The organism is Acinetobacter amyesii (assembly GCF_002018365.1).
Lineage (GTDB): Bacteria > Pseudomonadota > Gammaproteobacteria > Pseudomonadales > Moraxellaceae > Acinetobacter > Acinetobacter amyesii.
The window spans coordinates 29,183-54,383 of the sequence record NZ_MVKX01000005.1 but is presented as its reverse complement, the minus strand read 5'-3'; the positions used below and the strand labels follow the sequence as shown (position 1 = coordinate 54,383).

23 protein-coding genes are annotated in these 25,201 nt (G+C 40.1%); 11 read left to right on the top strand and 12 right to left on the bottom strand.

Annotation, left to right across the window (positions count from 1 at the left end; translation table 11 throughout):
• Positions 1-4 precede the first annotated feature (4 nt).
• From pstB to B1202_RS08735, 3 genes are all read left to right on the top strand, one after another.
• Entirely contained in the window at positions 5-928 is a 924-nt protein-coding gene (pstB, locus tag B1202_RS08745) for a phosphate ABC transporter ATP-binding protein PstB (protein ID WP_078190187.1), read from the top strand.
• A gap of 189 nt (positions 929-1,117) precedes the next feature.
• Positions 1,118-2,080, top strand: a complete 963-nt coding sequence (sohB, locus tag B1202_RS08740; protein WP_078190186.1) for a protease SohB — start codon at positions 1,118-1,120, stop codon at positions 2,078-2,080.
• A gap of 340 nt (positions 2,081-2,420) precedes the next feature.
• Positions 2,421-4,628, top strand: coding sequence for an Ig-like domain-containing protein (locus tag B1202_RS08735; protein WP_078190185.1), 2,208 nt, complete (start codon positions 2,421-2,423; stop codon positions 4,626-4,628).
• A 61-nt stretch (positions 4,629-4,689) separates the two neighbouring features.
• Here the strand turns inward: B1202_RS08735 and B1202_RS08730 are convergent, their stop codons facing one another.
• Entirely contained in the window at positions 4,690-5,319 is a 630-nt protein-coding gene (locus tag B1202_RS08730; RefSeq protein ID WP_078190184.1) for a DUF2238 domain-containing protein, read from the bottom strand.
• A 212-nt stretch (positions 5,320-5,531) separates the two neighbouring features.
• On the opposite strand from B1202_RS08730, the gene B1202_RS08725 reads away from it, so the two are divergent.
• Entirely contained in the window at positions 5,532-5,771 is a 240-nt protein-coding gene (locus B1202_RS08725; protein WP_078190183.1) for a hypothetical protein, read from the top strand.
• A gap of 203 nt (positions 5,772-5,974) precedes the next feature.
• Here B1202_RS08725 and purB read toward each other — a convergent pair whose 3' ends face one another.
• From purB to B1202_RS08680, 9 genes are all read right to left on the bottom strand, one after another.
• Positions 5,975-7,363 (bottom strand): adenylosuccinate lyase, encoded by a 1,389-nt coding sequence (gene purB, locus B1202_RS08720; RefSeq protein ID WP_078190182.1) that lies wholly within the window; start codon positions 7,361-7,363, stop codon positions 5,975-5,977.
• Positions 7,364-7,419: 56 nt separating this feature from the next.
• The gene (hflD, locus tag B1202_RS08715) at positions 7,420-8,151 is read right to left on the bottom strand and encodes a high frequency lysogenization protein HflD (RefSeq protein ID WP_078190181.1); all 732 of its coding nucleotides are present in this window, start codon (positions 8,149-8,151) and stop codon (positions 7,420-7,422) included.
• A gap of 12 nt (positions 8,152-8,163) precedes the next feature.
• Positions 8,164-9,300 (bottom strand): tRNA 2-thiouridine(34) synthase MnmA, encoded by a 1,137-nt coding sequence (gene mnmA, locus B1202_RS08710; protein WP_078190180.1) that lies wholly within the window; start codon positions 9,298-9,300, stop codon positions 8,164-8,166.
• 4 nt (positions 9,301-9,304) lie between these two features.
• On the bottom strand, positions 9,305-9,790 hold the full coding sequence (locus B1202_RS08705) for an NUDIX hydrolase (RefSeq protein WP_078190179.1): 486 nt from the start codon (positions 9,788-9,790) through the stop codon (positions 9,305-9,307).
• A 244-nt stretch (positions 9,791-10,034) separates the two neighbouring features.
• Positions 10,035-10,577, bottom strand: a complete 543-nt coding sequence (locus B1202_RS08700) for a hypothetical protein (RefSeq protein WP_078190178.1) — start codon at positions 10,575-10,577, stop codon at positions 10,035-10,037.
• Between the two features lie 88 nt (positions 10,578-10,665).
• Positions 10,666-11,208, bottom strand: a complete 543-nt coding sequence (locus tag B1202_RS08695) for a gamma carbonic anhydrase family protein (protein ID WP_078190177.1) — start codon at positions 11,206-11,208, stop codon at positions 10,666-10,668.
• Positions 11,209-11,311: 103 nt separating this feature from the next.
• Positions 11,312-12,460: a D-alanyl-D-alanine carboxypeptidase PBP5/6 gene (dacC, locus tag B1202_RS08690; protein ID WP_078190176.1), complete on the bottom strand. Its 1,149-nt coding sequence runs from the start codon at positions 12,458-12,460 to the stop codon at positions 11,312-11,314.
• A gap of 118 nt (positions 12,461-12,578) precedes the next feature.
• Entirely contained in the window at positions 12,579-12,965 is a 387-nt protein-coding gene (locus B1202_RS08685) for an MCR_0457 family protein (protein WP_078190175.1), read from the bottom strand.
• Between the two features lie 228 nt (positions 12,966-13,193).
• Positions 13,194-13,568 (bottom strand): MCR_0457 family protein, encoded by a 375-nt coding sequence (locus B1202_RS08680; RefSeq protein WP_078190174.1) that lies wholly within the window; start codon positions 13,566-13,568, stop codon positions 13,194-13,196.
• A 116-nt stretch (positions 13,569-13,684) separates the two neighbouring features.
• Here B1202_RS08680 and surE point away from each other — a divergent pair, with 116 nt between their 5' ends.
• The 3 genes from surE to B1202_RS08665 all read left to right on the top strand — a co-directional run bounded on the left by surE (position 13,685) and on the right by B1202_RS08665 (position 16,425).
• Positions 13,685-14,458 carry a 5'/3'-nucleotidase SurE gene (gene surE / locus B1202_RS08675; protein ID WP_078190173.1) on the top strand — a complete coding sequence of 258 codons (774 nt, stop codon included), beginning with the start codon at positions 13,685-13,687 and terminating at the stop codon, positions 14,456-14,458.
• Positions 14,459-14,572: 114 nt separating this feature from the next.
• Positions 14,573-15,403 carry a peptidoglycan DD-metalloendopeptidase family protein gene (locus tag B1202_RS08670; protein ID WP_078190172.1) on the top strand — a complete coding sequence of 277 codons (831 nt, stop codon included), beginning with the start codon at positions 14,573-14,575 and terminating at the stop codon, positions 15,401-15,403.
• Between the two features lie 92 nt (positions 15,404-15,495).
• Positions 15,496-16,425, top strand: a complete 930-nt coding sequence (locus B1202_RS08665; RefSeq protein WP_078190171.1) for a LysR family transcriptional regulator — start codon at positions 15,496-15,498, stop codon at positions 16,423-16,425.
• A gap of 68 nt (positions 16,426-16,493) precedes the next feature.
• On the opposite strand, the gene B1202_RS08660 is transcribed toward B1202_RS08665, so the two are convergent.
• Entirely contained in the window at positions 16,494-17,705 is a 1,212-nt protein-coding gene (locus tag B1202_RS08660) for an aspartate aminotransferase family protein (protein WP_078190170.1), read from the bottom strand.
• 198 nt (positions 17,706-17,903) lie between these two features.
• On the opposite strand from B1202_RS08660, the gene grxD reads away from it, so the two are divergent.
• Positions 17,904-18,245, top strand: a complete 342-nt coding sequence (grxD, locus tag B1202_RS08655) for a Grx4 family monothiol glutaredoxin (RefSeq protein WP_067762767.1) — start codon at positions 17,904-17,906, stop codon at positions 18,243-18,245.
• 182 nt (positions 18,246-18,427) lie between these two features.
• Here grxD and B1202_RS08650 read toward each other — a convergent pair whose 3' ends face one another.
• Complete coding sequence (locus B1202_RS08650) at positions 18,428-21,046, bottom strand: Lon protease family protein (RefSeq protein ID WP_416202523.1); 2,619 nt, start codon at positions 21,044-21,046, stop codon at positions 18,428-18,430.
• 205 nt (positions 21,047-21,251) lie between these two features.
• Here B1202_RS08650 and B1202_RS08645 point away from each other — a divergent pair, with 205 nt between their 5' ends.
• The 3 genes from B1202_RS08645 (at position 21,252) to B1202_RS08635 (ending at position 25,194) form a co-directional block, all read left to right on the top strand.
• Positions 21,252-23,396: an AmpG family muropeptide MFS transporter gene (locus tag B1202_RS08645; RefSeq protein ID WP_078190169.1), complete on the top strand. Its 2,145-nt coding sequence runs from the start codon at positions 21,252-21,254 to the stop codon at positions 23,394-23,396.
• Positions 23,397-23,594: 198 nt separating this feature from the next.
• On the top strand, positions 23,595-23,996 hold the full coding sequence (gloA, locus tag B1202_RS08640; protein ID WP_078190168.1) for a lactoylglutathione lyase: 402 nt from the start codon (positions 23,595-23,597) through the stop codon (positions 23,994-23,996).
• Between the two features lie 223 nt (positions 23,997-24,219).
• Positions 24,220-25,194 (top strand): bile acid:sodium symporter family protein, encoded by a 975-nt coding sequence (locus B1202_RS08635; protein WP_078190167.1) that lies wholly within the window; start codon positions 24,220-24,222, stop codon positions 25,192-25,194.
• Positions 25,195-25,201 lie beyond the last annotated feature (7 nt).

Genomic DNA, 25,201 nt, shown 5'->3' with positions numbered 1-25,201 from the left:
TTATATGAATAGCATCGTTACAACAGAAAAGAATTCCTTAGATCAGGATAAGTCCGTGAATCCAGAACAAACACAATTTACCTCTGCTCAGGGCAGCCAAAAGCAAACAAATACTGCGTTTGTGTCACAATTCGATACGCAATCTAGCGCGAAAAAAGATGCGAAATCGACCAATGTGAAAATCAGTACCAATGATGTGCATGTGTACTATGGCGAATCTGAAGCGATCAAAGGCATTGATCTGAACATTTATGAAAATGAAGTGATCGCTTTTATTGGACCGTCTGGTTGTGGTAAGTCAACGTTTCTACGTACGCTCAACCGTATGAATGACACGATTGATTCTTGTCGTGTGACAGGGCAAGTGCTCATGGATAATCAAGATATCTATGATCCAAATCTTGATGTGGTGTTACTTCGTGCCCAAGTGGGTATGGTTTTCCAAAAGCCGAACCCATTCCCAAAGTCAATTTTTGACAATGTCGCTTATGGTCCTAAACTGCATGGATTGGCACGTGACAAATACGACATGGAAGAAATTGTTGAAAATAGCCTACGTAAAGCAGGGCTTTGGGATGAAGTGAAAGATCGTTTGAGCCAACCGGGTACGGGGCTTTCAGGTGGTCAACAGCAACGTCTTTGTATTGCGCGAACCATTGCAGTCAGTCCTGAAGTGATTTTGATGGATGAACCCTGTTCAGCACTCGATCCGATTGCAACAGCAAAAGTAGAAGAACTCATCACTGAACTTTCAGCGCAATATACCATTGCGATTGTGACACACTCGATGCAGCAAGCAGCGCGTGTATCTGATCGTACTGCTTATTTCCATTTGGGAGATTTGATTGAAGTGAATTCCACTGAAAAAGTCTTTACCCAACCGGATCATCAGCTTACAGAAGCCTATATTACTGGTCGTTTTGGCTAATCTAGTCTGTCTAAAAAAGAGCCGAAAGGCTCTTTTTTTATGAAGTCAATAATTAGGTCAAAAAGTCTTGATAGAAATAAAATACTCAATTTGGCTCAATGAGAATTATTTTCAAAAAATAGATTGAATTTTTGTGATGCAACCCACATGTTATACAACATAAATATGAATTAAATGAGTTTCAATTTTATGCTATTTCATAATCCCAAGTTGCCTGCGGAAATTCGTGTAAGCCACTTAAATGCACGTATTAATGAACAACGAAAAAAAATTGCGCAAACCACTGCATCTAAACTTGAGCTGCTGCAACTAAGCCAACAATTATCAAAAGAAGCGCGCGCACGTAAAAAGAATAACCAAAAAATTTATGTGATCGATTTTAATGGTGATACCGCTGCATCTGCGGTGACAAGTCTACGTGAAGAAATTACCCTGATTTTAGCGACTGCAAAAGCTGGGCGCGACCGCGTAGTTTTACGTTTAGAAAGTCCGGGCGGGATGGTGCATGGCTATGGTCTAGCTGCTGCACAATTGGTACGTTTACGTGATGCTGGATTTAACTTAACCATTTGTGTGGATAAAGTTGCTGCAAGCGGTGGCTATATGATGGCCTGCATTGCAAATGAAATCGTTTCAGCACCATTTGCTGTGGTGGGTTCGATTGGTGTGGTTGCACAAGTGCCGAACTTTAACCGTTTATTGAAAGAAAAACATATCGATTTTGAACTGTATACCGCGGGTCAGTTCAAACGTACCGTAACGATGTTTGGTGAAAATACGGCTGAAGGTAAAGCCAAATTTGAAGAAGAGTTACAGCAAACCCATAACTTGTTTAAACACTTTGTTGAAAAATACCGTCCTCAGCTCAATGTCGATAAAGTTGCAACTGGTGAGCATTGGTATGGTCAAGATGCCATTGATCTTAATCTAGTCGATAAGCTCCAAACGTCAGATGAATATCTGTTAAGTCTCATGCCACAACATGATGTATATATGATTGAAACCCGCAAAAAGCCAACCCTTGGTGAGAAGTTAGGCTTACAAGCAGCGCAAATTGCGGACTCATTGGTTCCTGCAGTCATGTCTAAAGTGATGGAGTCATTGAGCAAAGCCAATTCGAGTCTCGTGCAGTTGCGTGATCCAAAACTCTAAAATTTTTTTGTTATGAAGTATTTAAAGCCCACCTTGGTGGGCTTTTTTTTATGCTAAATGACGCTACTTTGAAAATTGCAGCAAGCGCGGCTAATAAACAGCAATCATTTATAAATACTTTGATAATTTTGATTATCCAAACTTGGCTGAATCTAAAATATTATAATGGATAGAACCATAGAAACCGCTGTTATTGGCGTAGAATTTAAGGTGAAAAATTAAATAAAAATAATTCTGATGAATTAACATCCAGAATGGTTTGTCTGTTCAGCACCAATTTGATAAGGTACTTAACTAATTATTTATTAGATGTTTACTACATAATAACACTGAGGGCGAAATGACAAAAATTGTCGTGATATCAAAGAAAGATCAAACGATTTTAAAAGAAACTCAGGCCACAAAAATACAAATATCTCAACCGTCTGTTATTCAGTTAGAACTCAAGCCAGCCGATATTCAGTCGATCCATCGGGTCGGAAATCAATGTGTGATTACCCTGAAAAATGGTCAAAAAATCGTGATTGATCATTTTTATACAGATGACTTTGGCTCTGATAATTCTTTGGTTTTACATAGTGGGCCAGAGCAATTTGAGCTAGTCGAAATGGATGTCGATGGCAAAACGGTGAGCTATCGTTCAGTGAATGAATTTGCGCAGCCTTTATCTGCATCGACACAGTTAAATCAGGTGACAACACCTGCTCAAGCTACGGAAGTTGCAAGTGAAGATGATGGTTCGCCATCACTACTTAAAGCAGGATTGGCGATCTTAGGTGCAGAAGCTGTATATCTATTGGCATTTGACAAAGAAGATGATAAATCCTCTAGCAATGACAAAACAGCGCCAAGTACGCCAACTGGAAGTTTTGATAGTGACGGAAAAGTCGTGTCCGGTAAGGCGGAAGCTGGTGCAACAGTTTATATCGTAGATGCGAAAGGTAATACGATTGGTCAATCTAAAGCAGATGCTGATGGCAACTATAAAATTACTTTAGATGACCCGATTACAGACGGCAATCGCGTGATTTTGTACGCTAAAGACAAGGCGGGAAATAGTTCACAATCGACGATATTGACGGGTAGTAAAGATACGATTGTACCAGACGCAGCAAATGCACAAGTGGATGAAAGCGGTAAGTTTGTCTCAGGTTCTGCCGAAGCGGGTGCAAAAGTTTATATTTATGCTGCAGATGGCACAACACTTTTAGGTGGGCCTGTGACGGCGGCAAGTGATGGCAATTTCTCCATTACATTAAGTGATACTTTAGAAGCGGGTGAGACGGCTAAAGTTATCGTAGAAGATAAAGCTGGCAACAAATCTGAAGCGCAGTCAGTTGAGATGGGCAAAGATACGCTTCGACCTGATCAACCGAAGATTGAAGTGAATAAAGCCGGAACTGAACTGGTTGGTACTGCCGAAGCCAATAGCACCATTCAAATCTTAGATGCAAATTTACAAGTCATTGCTACCACTACGGTAGATGCCAATGGTCAATTTAAACTGACATTGTCCCCAGCACTGTCGGATAGTAATAAGACAACCATTATTGTGGTTGATGCAGCAGGCAATCAATCGGTACCTTTAAATGTCAGTGCTGGAACGGATAATACGGCACCCGTCGCGCCAACAGCAACAATCAATACAGATGGTACAGAGGTGTCAGGAAGCGCTGAAATAGGTGCCAAAATTACCATTAAAAACAGTGCAGGAAATACGCTTGGTACTGCAACTGTAGGCGACGATGGTCGCTATACGGTGAAATTAAGCAGCGCAATAACAGATAATAATGTTGTCCAAGTGACTGCGACAGATGCGGCTGGCAATAGCTCAAAGAGCACGCAAGTGATTGGGACAAAGGACACCATTGCGCCATCCGCGCCGACATTAACGATTGTGTATGATGATCGCGAGACTACAAAGCTCACCATTAAACAGGGGGAGAGCACTCAAGATTCAACCCCAAGTTTTGAAGGCAAAGGTGAGGCCAATGCCACGATTACCATTTATAAAAATGGAGTCGCAGTGGCAACCGTCAAAGCAGATACCAGTGGAAAATGGTTGTATACACCAGAATCTGACTTAGCGGCAGGTAAGTATAGCTATAGTTTTACCCAAACGGATCTGGCTGGAAATACCAGTGCCAAAAGCTCTGCATTTGATTTTACCGTTGAAGCGATGACAGTTGCCAAAGCGAGTTTATTCTTGATGTCAGAAGAACAGGCTTCGGTTGAATTACATGATCAGGCATCAATGTTAACAGATGATAATAGTGTGTTTGATGTACTTGCGCAGCACAGTGTTTCGAGCTTTGGCTTAAATGAAACAAGCTCTTTTATTTCTGATGATCAAATCGATTTGAACAGCTTATTGAGCAATCAAGAGCCAAACAATGCTCTTGATGTAATATCAGATGATTCATCTTATTTAAATGCGTCTATCAATCCTGTATCGGGTGGGACAGCAGTTTCGAATGCAGCGTTCCAAACAGCATGGGGCACATTAGATCCGTTAGATCAATCCTTAAATGTGCTACCACTCTATTAATAATTAATACATCCATTCATGAATATAGCGATAAAAAGCACTCTGATGAGTGCTTTTTTATTTAAGATTTTTTCTGATTGAAATATAAAATGCCGCCAGTGATCATCGCACCGAGTGTTGCGAGCAGCATATCTTTATGCGCATCCCAAATATCACCTTGTTGCCCATTATAATTTTCAGCTTCTTCTGGTGATAAGCCAATGGCAATCAGCCATTCGATCCATTCATAAAATAAACTGGTCGCCATGACGAATTGTACGACCAATAAAAAGAGTGTTCCGGCTTTTAATTGCGGTAGCCAGATTTGAAATATGCGATAAAAGAACGGATAGAGCAGCAATCCATAGGCAAGATGTACAAGCCGATCATACATATTCCGCGTCCATCCCATGCTTTGGTCAAGGTTGAAACCGAATAGAGTTTGTGTCCATTCAGAATAAGGTACATAAGAATATAAATAATGGGCACCGATGACATGAATCAATAAAAAGCCAAGATACAGGCAAACAGTTGCGAAACTTAGCCCTATTTTATAAAGGAAAACGAGCAGCACGATCAGCATAAACGCAGTGCCAATTTGATGGAGGATATACGCTTCCATTTCTAAAGGTTGGATACTGGCGATCATAATGGCAAGAGTTAATAACGCAAAAGCTAAGATGTGCTTAAGTTTTAATTTGAAATCAATCATGAAAAGGCAAAGCTCAAAATTTTTATCGGTGTGCAGTGGTTATAATTCGCGGCAAGTATAGCCATAATGTGATGAAAGGTGTTAGTTCGAGGGCGCTAGAATTTGTGCATTAATTTTTCAAATGTCATCAGCTAGCTACTAGGGATAAGTATTTTCAAAAAGATTGTATTAAACTCAGATGTATATCGAAGTATATATATTTGGAAGTGACTATGGCCGTTGTTGATGCATTTATTGCGACTCAAAATTGTTATTTTAACTATGAGTTTGAAGAACTTTATTTAACAGATGATTTTCCAGAAGAGCTCTCTGTGTCTTTGCGCGGCATGATGTTTCGCCATGAGATTCAATATCCTGAAGCCACATATTATGTTTATTACTCAGATGTTTTAACAGGCTGTGAATTACAACGAATGAAAGATGATTGGGCGAAATATTGCCCTGCAGAATAAAATTACTTCTAAATTTTCTCTATACTTATAGGAGATGAGAATCCTCAGAGTATATTCTAAGTTCGCAAGGGAGAGGTGGATAGTCTCATCTCCTTGCGGAGCATGCTCCTCATCTCAAAGAGAGAAGGAGTATATAGGTGGAAATAAAAAACGAGGCATGAAGCCTCGTTTTTTTTGATCTATCTAAAATTAGATTTTAGAAATCAGATCTTAGAAATTAAATCAGCAACTTGTTTTGCTTGAGTCGATGCATTACCTGTATAAGTCGCAGGTGTCATTTCTGCAAGACGCGCACGGTCAGTAGCAGGAACAGCTTCAAGCTCATTACCATTTACGAAATCAACCATCATGTCGCGAGTCATTGCTTGACCACGAGTTAGGGCTTTAAGTTTTTCGTATGGTTTTTCAACTGCATAACGACGCATAACAGTTTGAATAGGTTCAGCAAGTACTTCTTGCGCATGGTCAAGGTCTTCTAGAATACGTTGAGCATTCAATTCAAGTTTACCAATACCTTTAGAGCAAGCTTCAAAAGCGATTAAGCTTTGTGCAAAACCAACGCCCATATTACGAAGAACAGTAGAGTCAGTTAAGTCACGCTGCCAGCGAGATACAGGAAGTTTTTCGCCTAAATGCGCAAGTACTGCATTTGCAATACCCAAGTTACCTTCAGAGTTTTCGAAGTCAATTGGGTTTACTTTATGCGGCATAGTTGAAGAACCAACTTCACCTTCTTTCAAACGTTGTTTGAAGAACCCAAGTGAGATGTAGCCCCAAACGTCACGGTTAAAGTCGATCAAAATGGTGTTGAAACGACGTAGCGCATCAAAAAGTTCCGCCATGTAGTCATGTGGTTCGATTTGAGTGGTGTACGGGTTAAATTCTAAGCCTAAAGATTCAACAAATGCTTGTGAATGAGCAGGCCAGTTAATTTCAGGGTAAGCAGAGTAGTGCGCGTTGTAGTTACCTACTGCACCATTGATTTTACCAAGTAATTCAACTTGTTTGAATTGTTTGATTTGACGTGCAAGGCGGTAAGCCACGTTCGCCATTTCTTTACCCAAAGTTGTTGGGCTTGCAGTTTGACCATGTGTACGAGACAACATTGGTTGTTCAGCGTGTTGTTCAGCCAAAGCAACGATTGAATCGATGATTTGCTGCATTGCTGCAACTAAAACTTCACGGCCATTTTTAAGCATTAAAGCATGAGACAAGTTGTTGATGTCTTCAGATGTACATGCAAAGTGAATGAATTCTCCAGCATTTTTAAGCTCATCGATATGTGCGATTTGCTCTTTTAAGAAGTACTCAACTGCTTTTACGTCATGGTTTGTTGTACGTTCAATTTCTTTAATGCGGTTTGCATTGTCTTCAGAGAAGTTCGCAACAATTGCATCAAGCGCAGCGTTAGTTTCAGCACTGAACGCTGGAACTTCAGTGATTTCAGGACGGTTTGCAAGCGCTTGTAACCAACGCACTTCAACAGTCACACGAGCATGGATTAAACCAAACTCAGAGAGGAAGGGACGTAGAGCATCACATTTGCTTGCGTAACGTCCATCTAATGGAGAAAGTGCGGTTAAAGCGTTCATAGCGATTCCTTAAATTTTGGAATTAAACGTAAAACAAAAAGCCCGTACTGCATCAGTTAAACCACCTGATACTGTAAACGGGCAAGATCTTGAATATCTTGTAGTAGCTTGCGCTTACTGAAAATCATACCCCATGAGCTACCACCGAGCTGACGCCATAAATGTGCCATTTGTAAGCCGGTAAATAAGGTGGCGCGAATGCGATTGGTATGAGAGGTGTCTTTAAATGCTTCGGCATTACCACGAACCATAATACGTGGATTAATTTGGCCGGCAGTTTCAATATAGGTTTGCGCTAAATTGGCAATGATACTTGGATGTAAATAATTATTATCGAAAAAAGAAAGCTGTCTTAGAATTTTTTGTTGGGATTGTTCAATGATTTCTACAAATTTAGGATTGCTATAGACTTTCTTTTCTAACTGCAATAATGCCATCGCATACGTCATGGGTAGCTTGGTATTGGCAAGTTTAGGCAGTCTAGATTTGGGAGAAGTATTGAAGGGCTGAGTAATGCTACTTTCTAAAGTCTTTAAACCCAGCGAAATATCTGCCAAACCACTAAAAAAATCGAGCGTCTGACTAGACTGATTAGACTTAGGACGGATATTTAAACTGGCTTTAATGAGATGTTCAAAATAAAAGTTACCGCTTTCCCCGATACTCTGTTGACCAGTCAATGCAGTCATATGCGTAAGCTGTGTTGCTTGAAATACAGCAGCTAACGCCAATGCACGATTTTGGCGAGTATTCAGAGTCTGAGGCTGTTGAAACGGTAACTCTGTCATCCGAAACAATCCTTATTCAATAAAATCCGGTTTAGGCGCATTGGTATGATGAATCACACCGCCACCTAAACAAACTTCACCGGTGTAGAACACCACACTTTGACCCGGTGTAACAGCACGTTGTGGCTCATCGAATTCGACACGCACACCATTTGGTGCTCTAAGGTCTTTAAATATTGTACAGTCTTGGTCAGGCTGACGATAACGAGTTTTCGCTGTGCAGCGGAAGCCTGATTGAGGAATCTCTTGTTCACCAGCCACCCAATCAATCGCTTCAGACCATAAAATGGTGCTTTGCATGAGTGGATGTTCATGACCTTGACCAACGATTAGGCGGTTACCTTCGATATCTTTATGCAGTACAAACCAAGCGCCTTCTTCAGCACCTTTTAGACCACCAAGACCGATGCCACCACGTTGGCCGAGCGTATAGTACATTAAGCCGTGATGTTCACCAACCTCTTTACCCGTATCTAGGACGATTTTTCCGGGTTGAGCAGGTAAATATTGCTTTAAGAAGTCATTAAATCGACGTTCACCAATAAAGCAGATTCCTGTTGAATCTTTTTTCTTCGCGGTGATTAGACCTAATTCTTCAGCGATTTTACGCACTTGAGGTTTTTCAATTTCACCCACAGGGAATAATGTTTTGTTAATTTCACGACCATGCACTGCATGTAGGAAATAGGTTTGGTCTTTGTTGTTGTCTAGACCACGTAGTAGAGGAGCATACTCTTCACCACGTGAATTTTTTAGCGTTTCACCACGGCGGCAATAGTGGCCTGTCGCAATAAAGTCAGCGCCTAAGTTGACAGCATGGTCGAGAAATGCACGGAATTTAATTTCTTTGTTGCAGAGAATATCTGGGTTTGGTGTACGACCTGCGGCATATTCTTCTAAGAAATGCTCAAAGACACGGTCCCAATATTCCATCGCAAAGTTTGCGGTATGAAGTTTGATACCAATTTTGTCACAAACGGCTTGAGCATCGGCAAGATCTTCCATTGCCGTACAGTATTCCGTGCCGTCATCTTCTTCCCAGTTTTTCATGAAAAGACCTTCAACTTGATAACCTTGTTGAAGTAAAAGTGCTGCAGATACAGAAGAATCTACACCACCAGACATACCGACGATGACACGTTGTTGCATAGGATTAAGCATCCAAATTTGAAATTAAGGGAGAATTTTGGTGCTCGTAAATGAGCGATAAAGGAAATTTTTGACCTGAAAGAGCATCTTGCACAGCTTTGATGACTAATGGACTGCGCGCACGGGCAGACTCAATGAGTTCATCAAGCGTCATCCATACTGCACCGACAATACCTGTGTCTAATTGTGCATCGGCATGGTGCTGAATGTCTTTAGCTAAGAAACAGAAACGGAAATAAGTACGATCAGGGAACATCGGGGGAGTATAAGTATACATGCCTAGAAGGTTCGTGATTTCTACATCGTGACCTGTTTCTTCCATGGTTTCTCGAATGGCTGCTTCAATGATGGTTTCGCCAGCTTCGACATGACCTGCAGGTTGATTAAATACAGTATGGGTCACACCTTCTGTATGTTCTTCAACAAATAGGAATTTTCCGTCTTTTTCAACGACTGTCGCAACAGTGACGTGAGCAGTCCAAGCGGTCATAGAAAAGCACCATGGGGTAAAAACGCTATTCTACAAAATTTAGGGAGCGGTGGCTATGATTGATTTTTTTCTTAATTTCTTTTGTTTATAGTAAGAAAAATTGTTAAATAAATAAAAGTGTATTGTTTAATTATTTAGTGAAATTATAGTTTTAGCCCAGTACTGACCGAATTGTTATAGATTTAACATTACAGCTTTTTAAAATACTTGCTTTAAAAAGCAGTAATGTTAAATATTAAAATCTTTATTCTATGAAGGGAATTTTACTATCTCGAGGCAAATCTGGGAATAATGTGTAAATCATATCAGGATTCTTTTGAAGACCCGCACCATCAATGTATTTCCACTCCTTACTTTCAATTGGACGTACTGCAAGCATGAAGGAAAGATCACCTGTAATTTTTCGGCCATTCATAGAAATCGTGACTTGTTTAGGTACGGCACAAAACTCATTTCTACCAATGATATAACTTTGTTTTGGAGGATGAGTGTCAACTTGAGAGACATATATTTTATTTTGTTTAAAGGAGTTTGCAGCAAGTTCTAATATTGCATTATATTTCTCTTTACCGCCTGCATAATTGATAATAGATGAATCTGTTTTTTCGGTGACTAATGCATAATTACCCTTATTCAAGGCTGTGCCGATATCTTTAATTTCTTTGGCAATGATTTTTTCATAATCATCTTTACACTGCGTTGAATTCGCAAAAGCAGTTGTAGAGGTTAAAATTACGCCTGCAAAAAATATTCTAGTAATGAATAAAGTATAAGGTTTAATCAACATTAAAGAGTTACTCTGTATTTGAATTTGTCTGTCAATGAAGCATTTAGACATAAGCTGGAACTGTTAAAACTAAAAACGAATGCGTATATTATTTATTTTGATCAAGATAATTATTCGACACTTTCACATAATTCTGTGCTGAATAAGGCAAGAATGCTTTTTCTTTATCCGTCAGTGGACGCACTTTTTTGACTGGACTGCCCACATATAAATAACCACTTTCCAAAACTTTATTAGGTGGAACAAGTGAACCAGCACCAATCATCACATCATCTTCAACAATTACATCATCTAAAATAATCGTACCTATACCGATTAAAACACGATTACCAATCGTACAACCATGTAATTTCACGTGATGACCAATCGTCACATCTTCACCAATAATCAGTGGAGAACCTTCAGGCTTATCGGCTTTTTTATGACTCACATGCAACATTGAGTGATCTTGCACATTAGAATTTTTACCAATACGAATGTGGTTTACATCACCACGAATCACAGCAAATGGCCAAACTGAAACATTTTCAGCCAATACAACATCGCCAATCACCACTGACATTTCATCGATATAGCAAGAGTCAGCAATATGTGGAACAGTGTTTAAATAAGGGCGGATGTTTTGGCTCATAGGTAAGTCATCTACAGGTTTTTAGGCAGTATAAAATAAAAAAGCACCTAGACCGAAATCTAGATGCTTTCACTTTAGTCTTAATATCGAGTTTTCATCAAACTTAGAATAAGTTGCTAAAGAATTGTTTGATGTGATCAATCATTTTTGCAAAGAAACCAGCTTCTTCTACATTTTGTAGAGCAACAAGCGGTTTTTCAGCAATGACTTTGCCATTAAGTGTTGCAACGTATTTACCAACCACTTGACCTTGTTTTAAAGGAGCAGTCAATTTAGGTTGAACAACCAATTGAGTTTTAATGGCGTTCGCTTCGCCTTTAGGCATTGTCACGTTAAAGTTTTCAGCTAGGCCAACTTGAACTTCATTGTCTTTACCGTACCAAACTTTTGCTTTTGCAAGTACTTGTTTAGCAGGTTGAACTTTTACAGTTTCAAAGTTTGCATAACCCCAAGCTAAAATTTCACGTGTTTGAGATGCACGCTCATTCATGCTTGGCGCACCAAAGATTACTGAAATTAAGCGTAATGGACCACGTTTAGCTGAAGTTGTTAAGCAATAGCCCGCTTCTTCAGTATGACCAGTTTTCAGGCCATCTACACTTGGGTCAGTATAAAGCAGGGCATTACGGTTGCCTTGTTTAATGCCGTTAAATGCAAATTCTTTTTCAGAATAGATCGGATAGTATTTTGAACTGTCATGAATGATATGTTGCGCAAGAGTCGCCATATCTTTAGCAGTCGAAAAATGACCTTCAGCTGGCATACCTGTCGCATTGATGAATTGAGTATTCACCATGCCAATACGTTTTGCTTCTTGGTTCATCATGTGGGCAAAGGTGCCTTCATTGCCGGCAATATGTTCTGCCATAGCTTTAGAAGCATCATTACCCGACTGAATGATAATACCGCGTAACATTTCTAACGCAGTTGCAGTGCCGTTGAGCGGAACGTACATACAAGACTCAGTGCTGCTACCGCGACACCAAGCCGACTCATTCATACGTACTTTTTCATTTTCAGTTAGTTCACCGCTTAATAACTTTTGTTCAATGATGTAACTGGTCATCATTTTTGTCATTGAAGCAGGAGCTAATTTTTCGTTTTCATTTTTAGAAGCAAGGATTTGCCCTGTCTCATAGTCCATCAGCACATAAGATTTATTATTCAATTCTGGAGGTGCAGATAAGACGGTTGCCGCAAAAGAGAAGCTAGGTGCTAGTAGCAATGCGGCAAGGGCGGTTTTTCGGGTCATTCTGGGTGGTTCCAATAACTTAGGTATAAGCACAAAGAGCCTAGCATTTTAGGACAAAGCTAGGCGGACTGCTATGGGGTGCAAGCGCTTATTTTAAAAGTATTGTAACCAATTGGTATTATTTGCTGTAAGCAGTCAATTCTTTGCAAATCGCACCATTTTTCTTGTCGCCAGCTTTCTTCGCATCAGACTGCGCTTCTTTTAAAGCTTCTTTAAAACTTTTTTGTTTGCTGAGCTGTTGTAAGGCATTTACAGGGTTCTTTTCATTCGGCATATATTCTTTGGCTAATTTTGCATAACCTGCTTCAAACTTTGGTTGATCTTTGTCATTCACCAGTTTTGGACAAACTTCAGAAAGTACATAAATAGCTGCAAGTTCTTGACTGGTCACTTGAGGTGTAGGTGTCACTTCAATTTTTTCATCTGCGGCATGTGCAGACATGGTGGTGAACGCAAAAGCAGAAAGGCTAAGGGCACAAAGAGATTTTACAAAAGAGTTTTTCATTTAAATAACCTGTGAAATAACTTAGAAGATATCAAATAGCTAAAATTTATTTGCCTAGCTTAATCATATTTTGGGTAGAGATCAGTAGAAAATTGTATTGAAGCTGTTTAGAAATCAATACATTGTGAAAGAAAAAAGGATGAGGCTATAAAGCGTCATCCTTTTTTGGGCAGGTTTGATGCAATTAGGACTAACCTATTCAGAGGGCGTCCAAATCAGATTGATCAATTAACCTTCATAACTTAAAACGTCATCACAAACTGATTTTTGTTCAGCTTTATCAGTTTCTTTAGCAGCTTGACGTGCTTCTTCAAGAACTGATTTATATTCGCTGTCAGACTGTAGTTTTTCTAAAGTCATTGATTTGTCAGAATAATCAGCAAGATATGTTTTAGTGAGTGCTTGAATGTTGGCATCAAATTTTGCATTTTGACCAATAATCGCAGGGCATACTTCTAACATGACTTGTGCAGATGCAATATCTTCTTTTACGATGGTATTGGCTTCTTCTTGAGTGAAGTCATTGTCTGCGACCACAGTTTGAGTCATGCAAGCTGCTAGAGCAAAGCCCAATAAACCACGAAGTGCTACGGTTTTATTCATTTTGTACACACACATTTATGCTGGATGTTGAAATGTAAATATATATAATTATTCATATATTTCAATAAAATGTTCTTGCGAGTCATTTTTAATTTTTTAGTAATGGAAATTTAGTTGTGAATATATTAATTGCCAATGATGATGGCGTTTTTGCTCCCGGTATCCAAGCTTTAGCACATGCATTGCGTCCTCTCGGTCGTGTGGTGATTGTTGCGCCTGAAAGTGAACGCAGTGGTTTTTCAAGTGCACTGACTTTAGATCGACCATTACGACCTGTCGAAATTGCACCAAATATGTGGGCGGTAAATGGCACACCTGCGGACTGTGTGTATTTATCAATGAATGGTCTGTTCGATTTTGAATTTGATCTGGTGGTGAGTGGAATCAATAGCGGCGCAAATCTGGGTGATGATGTGCTTTATTCAGGGACAGTGGGTGCTGCATTTGAAGGTCGTTTAATGAAACAACCTGCGCTAGCCGTGTCTTTGGCTGGGCCGAATGTGCGTAGTTATAACAACCCTGAAGATTATGCCGTAGCTGCACAATGGGTGCATGACTTTATTGCCAATGGTTTACCTGCGCTACCTGCACGACATATTTTTAATATCAATATTCCAGATGTCGCTGAACTTCAAGGCACTAAAGTGACTTATCAAGGGCGACGTTTACAGTCCAAACCGATTACCAGTCATGTAGACCCGCGTGGTCGTCAAGTCTATTGGATTGGCTTGGCAGGTGAGGCTGTGGCAGAGCCTAAAAAAGGCTTAACGCATATCGAATCAGACTTCTTTGCAGTTGCAAATGGTTATGTCAGTGTAACGCCTATACAAATGGATGCTACAAACTATGAGATTTTGAATAACTTGCACTCAGAGTTATCTAAATCTTAAGTATTAATGTTATAACTTTGTGAAAATGGTTATGCCGCAACTTTTTTAGAGTGGATTTTTGCTAATCTTAGCCCATTCATAATGACTATATTTGAATTATTAGTGAGGAAGATGATGTCCCTGGTGTCACAATATCGCGTTATTGCCGCTCCTGCAGCATTATTTAAGACCCTTGTTTTATCTGCTGCGGTTGTTACGACTTTGGTCATGACTGGCTGTGCGTCAAAACCACAAATTAATAATGCGACCCGTTATGCGACTGCTCCGGATTATTATACAGTTCGTTCGGGAGATACTTTAAGTGGCATTGCCGCTCGCTATGGTTTGAGCTATGTCAGCATTGCAGAAATGAATGATATTTCGCAACCTTATCGCATCTATGTTGGACAATCCATTCGCCTTAAAAATGGTGGCTCACGTCGTACAACGTCTACGCAAGCCATGACCCAAGCGGCACCAATTCAACGCCAAACGATTGCTATGCCAACGCAAACAGCGCCCGTGACGCAAGCTTCAACCATACCATCGACAGTTACTCGAACCACCGTACCAACACCTGTGGTCAGTTCATCTAGTTTACGATGGGTGAGTCCAGTATCGCGTCCTACGGTATTGCAAGGTTATAACTTGGCATCGAATGTGAAAGGAACACGTTACGCAGGCAATACCGGTGACGCTATTTTTGCAGCAGCAGATGGTCAAGTGGTTTATGCCGCTGATGGCCTTAAAGAGTACGGCAATTTAATTTTGGTGAAGCACATTAATGGCTATATCACCGCTTATGCACATAACAGTAAAATGAATGTCAAAAGTGGTGATACTGTGAAAGCAGGGCAGCAAATTGGTGAGATGGGCTCCTCGGGTACAAACCGTACGATGCTTGAGTTTCAGGTACGTTTAGATGGTAAACCAATCAATCCAACTGCAGTTTTACCAAATAATTAAATATATAATGCAAAAGCAAAATATCCCCGTATAATACAATGAGTTGCTTTTATCGAAAGATGAAGCTTCTCATAAGTTTATGAGGGAAATTTATGTTAGATCAACTTCGAGCAATGGGTGTCTTTGCTTGCGTTGTGGAAAAAAATTCGTTTAGCGGCGCTGCTCGTGAGTTAGGTATTACCACGAGTGCCGTGAGTCAGCAAATCCGCTCACTAGAGCAGGATATGGAAGTCATTCTTTTACATCGTTCAACACGTAAGTTAAGTTTGACAGAAGCTGGACAAGCTTTTTTTCATAGTTGCCAAGAGATGCTATCTGCCGCAGAGCGCGGCAAAATTCGTATCAATGAACTTCGTGACGACTTAGTCGGTGAATTACGTATTGCATCGACACCAGAACTTTGTGCGAATCATGTGATTCCTGCATTGTCACATTGGATGTCAGCACATCGTGGTTTATCCGTTCATCTAGAAGCAGATAATCAATATATCGACTTAATTGATGGACGCATTGATATTGCGCTACGAATGAGTTCAAAAATTGATGATCAACAGTTTCATGTGGTGCCATTGGCACATGTTGAACAAGTTCTCGTTGCTGCACCAAGCTATATCAACCAAACCAGTTTAATTACACGACCAGAAGATTTACAAAATCATGATATGGTTCAAATAAATTTGGTTAAAAACTTTCAGCATTTTGCATTTGAAAATGCAGTGACGAAAGAGCAGGTTGCATTGGATGTGCATTCCCGATTTACAACAAATAATGTATTTGCTGCAAAAGCAATGTGCCAACAAGGACATGGCATTGCAAGAATATTATATCTAGATACGCAAAAAGACTTATTAAACGGTTCTCTTGTTGAAGTTTTACCAGAATGGCGCTTACCATCATTCACTCTATATGCTGTGATGTCTAAACGTGATCAACAGCCTACCAAGATTCATCGTTGCCTAGATGCATTAAAATTGTATTTCAGTCAATTACCGGGCGGACGTGTATACCAAGAAGCCTCATAAGAACAATAAAGCTTGAAAAAGTTATAAAAAAAGCCGCAATTAGCGGCTTTTTTTACTTTCGGCATAAATTAGGCTAGAAAGTTTTTCACCATTTTAACAATGCGTTCAATCAAGATATCCGCTTGTTCTTTATTAATGTTCAGCGTAGGCAATAAACGAATCACAGAACCTGCTGTTACGTTAATAATCAAGTGATGCTCATCACGTGCAATATTCACAAGTTCACCACATGCTTTTGGTAATTCAATGCCGACCATTAAACCAAAACCACGAACAGTTACGTTTTGCTCGGCAAGTTGCTCTGTGAATTGCTCAACAAGGTATGCACCCATATTTGCAGCATTTTCAACAAGGTTTTCTTTTTGAATAGTATCAATCACGGTATAAACCACACGTGAACCTAATGCTGTACCGCTATAAGTTGAACCGTGGTTACCCGCTGTTAAAACGCCAACTCCACGACCTTGAGTCATGACTGCGCCGATAGGGAAACCATTACCTAGACCTTTAGCTGTAGTTAGCACGTCAGGAACAATATTGGTGTGTTGATACGCAAAGTATTTACCTGTACGACCATTACCTGTTTGCACTTCATCAAGCATCATTAACCAGTTGTGCTGATTACAGATTTGACGAATTTCTTCGAGGTAGCTAAAACCTTGAGGTGCAGTGTTTACACCACCTTCACCTTGGATCGGCTCAACCAAAATCGCTACGATGTCAGGGTGGTGGATCGCTGCTTCTTCAATGGCTTCGATATCACCGAAAGGTACACGAATAAAACCTTCAACTAATGGGCCAAAGCCTTCTTGAACTTTTTTGTTACCTGTCGCAGATAAGGTTGCCATGGTACGACCATGGAATGAATGATCAGCAACGATAATTTTAGGTGTTGCGATACCTTGCATATGACCAAATTTACGTGCAATTTTGATTGCACCTTCATTTGATTCTGCACCACTATTTGAGAAGAAAACTTCTTCCATACCCGCAACTTCTGCTAATTTTTGCGCCGCAGCCGTTTGCCAAGGCACTTCAAATAAGTTACTGGTATGAATGAGGGTCGCTGCCTGTTCAGCAATTGCTGCTGTAATTGCAGGATGTGAGTGACCTAAACCACAAACAGCGATACCTGTCAGTGCGTCTAAGTATTCTGTGCCATCTGCAGTATACAGGTGAGCACCTTGACCTCGGACAAAGCTGATCGGTTGGCGGCCAAAGACTGGCATCAAGTGCGATGGTTGATCAGTTTGTACTGGGGCAAGGGTAATGTTATTCATGACTAACTCTAATTTGTCAGGTGATTGAAATAATATAGAGGAGACGCCATATATATATGAGCATCAAGAGGTCTATATAAGCAAAATATGGCTCACTTGAAAAGCTGAAATGTAAATAAAACGTGAAATATTGCTTTAGTCATATTGTTTTACTCAGTTTTGGGTATAATGCGAAGCAGATTTATTGAGGATATATCAATGACTGAACAAGCACGCGATACAGAAGCGTTAATTCGTGACCAAATTGCTAAACACGCAGTTCTACTTTACATGAAAGGCACTCCACAGTTTCCACAGTGTGGTTTCTCTGCGCGTGCAGTAGAAGCGCTCAGTCAAATTGGTCGTCCGTTTGCTTATGTAAATATTCTTGAAAATCAAGATATTCGCGCAACTCTTCCACAAATTGCAAACTGGCCGACTTTCCCACAATTATGGATCAATGGTGAGTTGATCGGTGGTAGCGACATTATGCTTGATATGTTCCAAAAAGGTGAATTACAACCTTTAGTTGAACAATATAGCCCAGCTCCTGAAGCTTAATTGGATGTGTATTTGATGATTTAAATCATTGGATACAGATAAAAATAGCGCCTTTAAGGCGCTTTTTTTATGACTTAATTATCAAAAAAGTCGGAGTTTATGCGTTTTTCCACCATCCTCATAGGCATTTAAAGCACAATGAATGGTGGAAAAATCAACAAATGAATAAACTCATCGAAGATTTATGACGGATTTTCTTCAATAACTTGCACATTTTCAGCAGTACTGTCTTGAGCTTCAGACTTCTTTGCCTTTTTATCTTTGTCCTTTTTTGACTTCTTCTTTTTTTTCTTTTTCTTTGGCTCTTCTTCCTCAAACTCAGCACCATCTTCAATCGCTTGCCAGTACTCAAGTTGCTCCATGACAGCAGCATAGATTGAGCCTTTGCTATAACGACCTTTTTTATCAAGCGTGCCCACTGGACGCGCCATCAAAATTTCTAACGCTTGATCAATGGTATCAATAGCATGAATATGGAATTGACCTTGTTGCACAGCTTCAATCACGTCTTTACGTAACATCAAGTGCTGCATATTTTGGCGTGGAATAATCACACCTTGCTTACCGGTCAACCCTTGTAATTTACATGCATCATAGAAGCCTTCAATTTTGGCATTTACACCCCCAATCGGTTGAACTTGACCCAATTGGTTCATTGAGCCAGTGATTGCCCAAGATTGATCGATTGGCAATTGGCTAATAGCTGAAATCAGTGCTGAAAGCTCTGCAACAGTTGCACTGTCGCCATCCACTTGACCATAGCTTTGCTCAAAGGCAAGGGCAGCAGAAAAATGTAAAATTTGTTCCCGACCAAAATGTGCCTTTAAGAAACTTGACATCAGCAGGACACCTTTGGCATGTAGAGAACCACCGAGTTCTACGCTACGCTCAATATCTAAAATATCGCCGCCGCCTTGATAAACGGAAGCTGTTAAGCGTGACGGTAAACCAAATTCAACATCTGCATATTGAATCACAGAGAGGGCGTTGATCTGCCCGAATCGATGACCTTTGGTTTCGATTAACTGTGTACCGCGACTGAGATCTTGCCAATACAATTCACGTAAGTAGCCTAGACGGTATTTACGATGATCAAGAGCGGTGTTGATATGTGTTTCTGTCACCATTTTATCGCCAGCGAGGGCTGCATGATGATGTGCTTCACGAATCAAATCACCTAAGGTGAGGGCATGTAATGACAAAGAGCTTTGATCTTCAGCTTGACGACTTGAATCAGTTAACAGTGCTGCGAGAGCCGTACGGTCAAACGGCAGAAGTTTGTCTGTTTGCACATAGTCAGCAATCAGCTGCATATATGCCTGCTCATTAATGTCATTACGTTGTAATGTATCGGTAAAATCGGCACGAATTTTAAAGACACTTCCAAGTTCAGGTTCGAGTTCTAAAATATCGTAATAAATATCAGGCTCAGCAAGCAGGATCACTTTGATATTTAAATCAATAGCTTCAGGCTCAATCGAAATACTGCCTGTCAGCGTGAGCATATGCTCAAGTGACGACAGCTTTAAATGTCCTGACTTTAATGCACGTTTGAGACCTTGCCATGCATAAGGCTGCTCTAAAAGTTGTTCAGCTTCCAAAATAAGGAAACCACCATTGGCCTTATGTAATGCACCGGGACGGATTAACGTAAAGTCTGTGGTGATGGTGCCGTTTTGAGTCAGTTGTTCGACATGACCTAACAAATTGTAATGGGTAGGGAAATCTTCAAAAATAACTGGCGCACCAGCATTAGGTTTATGTGTGGCAATGATGTTTGCTTGGTAGCGAGATGGTACGCGGTTAAATTGACCCGGTGTAAAGTCATCCTCTTCTTGCTCAAGAACAAACTCAACATTTTGAATGATGTCATCTGCATATTGCTTCAGATAATCTTCCAAGCCTTCAACCATGCTGAATTTATTTTGAATCACATCAATACGCGGCATGACGACTTGTTTAGCAATTTCACGGTTCAAAACCTGAACTTTATCGCGAGCATCATCTTCAAGATCACCAAGATGCAGACCAAGGCGTTCGAGTTTTTTATCCATATAACGGACGTTTGACGCAATTTCAGCACGTTGTTTGCTGCTTAAAGCATTGATGTCTTCTTTGGACATTTCTTGGTATTTGTTATCGACCAAATGTACGGGAACAAAGCAATGATCATCATCCTGAGAAATCAGTTTAAGATCAAGCTCTTCACCTTCTCTGGTTAATTCAACTAAGGCAAGATGTTGTTCATCACCAGCATGTTGGCGAATCATTTCAATGCGATTGTGATAGGTTTCTGCGGTAAAGCGACGTTCAAGTTGTTTTAATGTGGTTTGCCAACTTTGATGTAATAACGTTTGGAACTTTGTCGCTTGACCAGAAGGAAGTTTCAGCGCAATCGGTTCACGCGGAAACTTAAAATTATTGACATAGACCCAGTCTGAAGGCGTTGGCATATTTTTAGCGTGTTGTTGTAATAAGCGCTTAATCATCGTGCGCTTACCTAAGCCTGCGGTACCTACAGCAAAAATGTTATAGCCTGAGTAGGGTAATGCAATGCCAGCCTCGACCGAAGCACGGGCACGATCTTGTCCTAAAAAGTCATTAAGTGGTTTGATCCGCTTGGTAGACGTCGGAATTTTTTTAAGCTCAGGCGTATGCGTCAGCTGAAGCGGCTGCAACTGGGTTTTAGTTAAAGTATTCTGTATTTCGGGTTGATCAAAAGCGCTCTTTAGTGTCGTTACTGTTTCTGCTAAGTTTTTTGTGTTGGTTTCATTAATGGTAGTTGATAAAGAAGAGTGAATTTGTTCAAGTCGCTGGGTCACTGTTGAATCCAAAAAACTAAAGAATAGAGATATGTAATTAAGGTATACAGGTTTAATGCCAAAGATCAAGCAACAGCATGCGAAATATCGATAAAATAAAACAATGATTTCATAAATGTTGTTGAAACCGTTGTCATTAAGCGCTTGAATAGCAACATTCGATTTTGACAAAAATAACTGAGTCATGACAACACAAGCTTCAGGATGGAAATCTGCTTTTACTGCATTTTTAGACCGACGTGCGCTGATTATGCTTTTTCTTGGCTTTTCGGCCGGTATTCCAATTTTACTGATCTTTTCCAGTTTATCGCTTTGGTTAGGTGAAGCAGGGATTGATAAAAGTGCAGTGACTTTTTTTAGTTGGGCAGCGCTTGGCTATTCGTTTAAGTTTGTTTGGGCGCCATTAATTGATGAGTTGCCTGTACCATTTTTAACTAAGCAACTCGGACGTCGCCGTGCATGGTTATTGATCGCTCAGGTTCTCATTATCTGTGCAATTTGTATCATGGCATTTTCAGACCCAGCTTTAGGACAAAGCTATATTTACCAAATGGCCGCTGGAGCCGTACTACTTGGTTTTTCTGCCGCAACGCAAGACATTGTGATTGATGCATATCGTATTGAGTTGGCAGAAACTGAAATGCAGACCGTTTTAGCTTCGACCTATAATGCAGGTTATCGTATCGGCATGATCGTGGCAGGTGCAGGGGCGTTATTTTTGGCTGCATATTTAGGTACGGCCAAAGGTAACTATATTTATGAAGCTTGGAAATATACTTACCTTGCAATGGCTGCTGTGATGGTTATCGGTATTATCACAACTTTATCGATACGTGAGCCGCAGGTTGACCGTGTACAAAAGCATTATAAACGGACTGACTATTATCGTTTAGTTGCTGTATTTTTTGCTGCAGTGGTTGCCTTTGTTTTGAGTTATATCTATTCAGGTATTGCTGTTGAAAGCTTGAAAGAGCAGTGGCAAATTTCAGACTCATTCGCCTTGTTCTGTTTAGAGGCTGTGCGCTTTATTGGTTCAGCTGTGGTTGCTTTTGGTATCGGTTCAGTTTTAGTGAAATCAGGTGCTGTAAATAAGCAGATGGCATTTGAAACTTGGGTTAATCCAGTTGCAGATTTCTTTAAGCGCTATGGTCTAAAACTGGCTTTAGTGCTGTTATTACTCATTGGTTTTTACCGTATTTCCGATATTATCGCCGGCGTCATTTCTAATGTGTTTTATCAAGATTTAAACTTTACCAAAGAGCAGATTGCTGAAGCTGTAAAAGTCTATGGTGTGATATTTAGCTTGGTTGGCGGCTTCCTTGGTGGTTTGCTAGCGCAGCGCATGAACATTATGAAACTGATGTTTGTCGGTGCGATTTTAGCAAGTTCAACAAACTTGATTTTTATCGGTTTGGTCAAATCAGGTCAGCCATTGAGCGATGTCACTGTAAATGTAGCAGGGCAGCAATATACAGCGACGCCGGATGATACGGGTGCTTGGGCAGTTCAAATTCCAAAAGCAGTCTTGGCTGCAGATCAAAATATTAAAGTCAGTGCGGATTATCAGTCGAAGAATCAACATCCAGTACAGGTGAGTTTGCCGTATTTGAATAATGCTTTTTCAAACGCAGCAATGATGTTGCTGCCAGTGACTTCAGATAACACGATTTCAGCTCAAGAGACTGCAAATAGTATCGTGGTCCGTGGACAATACTTGGCAGGCGAGTTAAAAGAAAATCAAAAAATTCAAATTATTTTGGATGCTAAACCATTCGACGCGAAGCTTGATAAAACTGGTGTTTTTAGTGCTGCAATTCCAGGTCAAGCGCTCGAAACAGCAAAGCAAAAAACATTAACGGCTCAACTACTAGAAAATGATGTAGTGAAAAAGAGTGTCGATTTAACATATCAAGTGAATACATCAGCCAATATGTCAGGTGTGCTTGGTGTTGATATTCAACCGATTAATTTGGCTAGTGCTGAACAGAATGTGGACGTCAAAGGTAAGATCATTAAGCCTTATAGTTCGCTGTGGCTATATTTTGCGATTATTGTTGATAATTTGGCGTCAGGTCTTGCTGGTGCGGCATTTATTGCATTTTTATCGAGCTTGACCAGTGTTTCTTTCACAGCCGTTCAATATGCCATCTTTAGTTCATTAATGACTTTAACCCCTAAAATTTTAGGTGGTTACTCGGGTACGATTGTGACCAATATCGGTTATCCGAACTTTTTCTTGATGACAACTCTAATTGGTATTCCGATTTTAATTTTAGTGGTTTGGGTTGCTAAACTATTGAAAGAGCATGAACAGAAATCAAGTTCATAATTCAATTTAACTTAAAAAAAGCCTATTCAGTATGAGTGGGCTTTTTTATTCTAAGCTGTAAAATAGCCTAAGCAGGTCTACGGTTTTGGACAAGGATATTTGAAATAAGGCGGTATATGTGCTCTAGACTTAAATTGAACTTTGCATGTTAAATCCCTATAGTATTCAAACATAATGATAGATTTAGGAAACTCGATTATGCGCATGCTGCATACCATGTTACGTGTAGGCAATTTAGAGCGTTCATTGGCGTTCTATACTGAAGTACTCGGTATGACTTTGCTTCGTAAGCGTGATTATGAAGAAGGTCGTTTTACTTTGGCATTTGTGGGCTATGGTGATGAAGAAAATCATACCGTACTCGAGTTAACGCATAACTGGGATACAGATAGTTATGAATTGGGTAATGCTTATGGCCATATCGCTATTGCTGTAGATGACGCTTACAAGGCTTGTGAAGAAATTAAAGCACGTGGCGGTAACGTAGTGCGCGAAGCAGGGCCAATGAAAGGTGGTGTGACCGTCATTGCCTTTGTTGAAGATCCAGATGGCTATAAAATTGAGCTGATCCAACAAGACTCAAATGCACGAAATAATTAATCTGCAATCATTTATTTAAAGTCATCTGTAATTCTGAATATTCTTATTTATAAATATTTTTGAGCTGAGCTCACTATCAACATTTAAAATAATGAATATATCGGAGAAAAGCTGGCTTTATTTATATGGCCCAGTAAGATGAAATTTACTCAATGGTAAATTTAGCTTATTGGGCATTTTTTTGTCGATGAGCTTTAAAAGGAAATATGTACAGGATGTTGTTATGCTGAAAATGTTGGCTTTGGATCGTTTTACCATTCTACTTTTTGTAATGGTCATACTTGCGACTTTTTTGCCTGTTAGTGGACAAGCTGCAGAAATCTTTGGCTATATTACCACGGCTGCAATTGCCATTTTATTTTTTCTCCATGGTGCAAAGTTATCTCGTGAGGCTGTTGTTGAAGGCATAATGCACTGGAAGTTGCATGCTTTAGTTTTTGCTTTTACCTTTGCATTATTTCCATTACTGGGTTTAATGGCGAAACCAATCCTTGTGCCGATGTTAGGGCAAGAGTTGTATTGGGGCTTTTTGTTTATGTGCTTCTTACCTTCGACAGTACAGTCTTCCATTGCATTTACTTCGGTAGCACAGGGTAATGTTGCTGGCGCAGTCTGTAGTGCATCATTTTCAAATATTATTGGGATGTTTATTACCCCAGTGATGGTGGCCTATTTTATTCTCGGCCAGTCACAACATAACTATGATCCGACTGCATCTATTATCCAAATTACCCTGTTATTACTCATTCCCTTCATTTTAGGGCAGCTCCTCCGTCCTTGGGTGTTTCCTTATATGAAGAAAATGCCAAAAATCGTGAAGGTATTTGATCAGGGCTCAATTTTGATGGTGGTCTATGGTGCATTCAGTAGTGCAGTGGTGGCAGGGCTATGGCATCAAGTGAGTGGTATGACCTTATTCCTATTGATTGTGGCGTGCTCAGTCCTGTTAACGATTATTATGTTATTGGCGTTATATGTGCCACGTTGGTTGGGCTTTAGCCGAGCTGATCAAAAGACGATTTTCTTTTGTGGCTCTAAAAAAACCTTGGCGAGTGGCGTGCCCATGGCACAAATTTTATTTATTGGGCAGCCGATGGGGATGATAGTTTTACCGATTATGATCTTTCACCAAATTCAGTTGATGGTCTGTGGTGTGATTGCCAACCTTTGGGCAAAACAAAGCCGTGGGCAAGAATAGGGCGAGA

Excerpts from the sequence above, each read along its gene's own strand:
- pstB (WP_078190187.1), top strand. The coding sequence starts at position 5 with ATGAATAGCATCGTTACAACAGAAAAGAATTCCTTAGATCAGGATAAG.
- sohB (WP_078190186.1), top strand. The coding sequence starts at position 1,118 with ATGCTATTTCATAATCCCAAGTTGCCTGCGGAAATTCGTGTAAGCCAC.
- B1202_RS08735 (WP_078190185.1), top strand. The coding sequence starts at position 2,421 with ATGACAAAAATTGTCGTGATATCAAAGAAAGATCAAACGATTTTAAAA.
- B1202_RS08730 (WP_078190184.1), bottom strand. The coding sequence starts at position 5,319 with ATGATTGATTTCAAATTAAAACTTAAGCACATCTTAGCTTTTGCGTTA.
- B1202_RS08725 (WP_078190183.1), top strand. The coding sequence starts at position 5,532 with ATGGCCGTTGTTGATGCATTTATTGCGACTCAAAATTGTTATTTTAAC.
- purB (WP_078190182.1), bottom strand. The coding sequence starts at position 7,363 with ATGAACGCTTTAACCGCACTTTCTCCATTAGATGGACGTTACGCAAGC.
- hflD (WP_078190181.1), bottom strand. The coding sequence starts at position 8,151 with ATGACAGAGTTACCGTTTCAACAGCCTCAGACTCTGAATACTCGCCAA.
- mnmA (WP_078190180.1), bottom strand. The coding sequence starts at position 9,300 with ATGCAACAACGTGTCATCGTCGGTATGTCTGGTGGTGTAGATTCTTCT.
- B1202_RS08705 (WP_078190179.1), bottom strand. The coding sequence starts at position 9,790 with ATGACCGCTTGGACTGCTCACGTCACTGTTGCGACAGTCGTTGAAAAA.
- B1202_RS08700 (WP_078190178.1), bottom strand. The coding sequence starts at position 10,577 with ATGTTGATTAAACCTTATACTTTATTCATTACTAGAATATTTTTTGCA.
- B1202_RS08695 (WP_078190177.1), bottom strand. The coding sequence starts at position 11,208 with ATGAGCCAAAACATCCGCCCTTATTTAAACACTGTTCCACATATTGCT.
- dacC (WP_078190176.1), bottom strand. The coding sequence starts at position 12,460 with ATGACCCGAAAAACCGCCCTTGCCGCATTGCTACTAGCACCTAGCTTC.
- B1202_RS08685 (WP_078190175.1), bottom strand. The coding sequence starts at position 12,965 with ATGAAAAACTCTTTTGTAAAATCTCTTTGTGCCCTTAGCCTTTCTGCT.
- B1202_RS08680 (WP_078190174.1), bottom strand. The coding sequence starts at position 13,568 with ATGAATAAAACCGTAGCACTTCGTGGTTTATTGGGCTTTGCTCTAGCA.
- B1202_RS08670 (WP_078190172.1), top strand. The coding sequence starts at position 14,573 with ATGTCCCTGGTGTCACAATATCGCGTTATTGCCGCTCCTGCAGCATTA.
- B1202_RS08665 (WP_078190171.1), top strand. The coding sequence starts at position 15,496 with ATGTTAGATCAACTTCGAGCAATGGGTGTCTTTGCTTGCGTTGTGGAA.
- B1202_RS08660 (WP_078190170.1), bottom strand. The coding sequence starts at position 17,705 with ATGAATAACATTACCCTTGCCCCAGTACAAACTGATCAACCATCGCAC.
- grxD (WP_067762767.1), top strand. The coding sequence starts at position 17,904 with ATGACTGAACAAGCACGCGATACAGAAGCGTTAATTCGTGACCAAATT.
- B1202_RS08645 (WP_078190169.1), top strand. The coding sequence starts at position 21,252 with ATGACAACACAAGCTTCAGGATGGAAATCTGCTTTTACTGCATTTTTA.
- gloA (WP_078190168.1), top strand. The coding sequence starts at position 23,595 with ATGCGCATGCTGCATACCATGTTACGTGTAGGCAATTTAGAGCGTTCA.
- B1202_RS08635 (WP_078190167.1), top strand. The coding sequence starts at position 24,220 with ATGCTGAAAATGTTGGCTTTGGATCGTTTTACCATTCTACTTTTTGTA.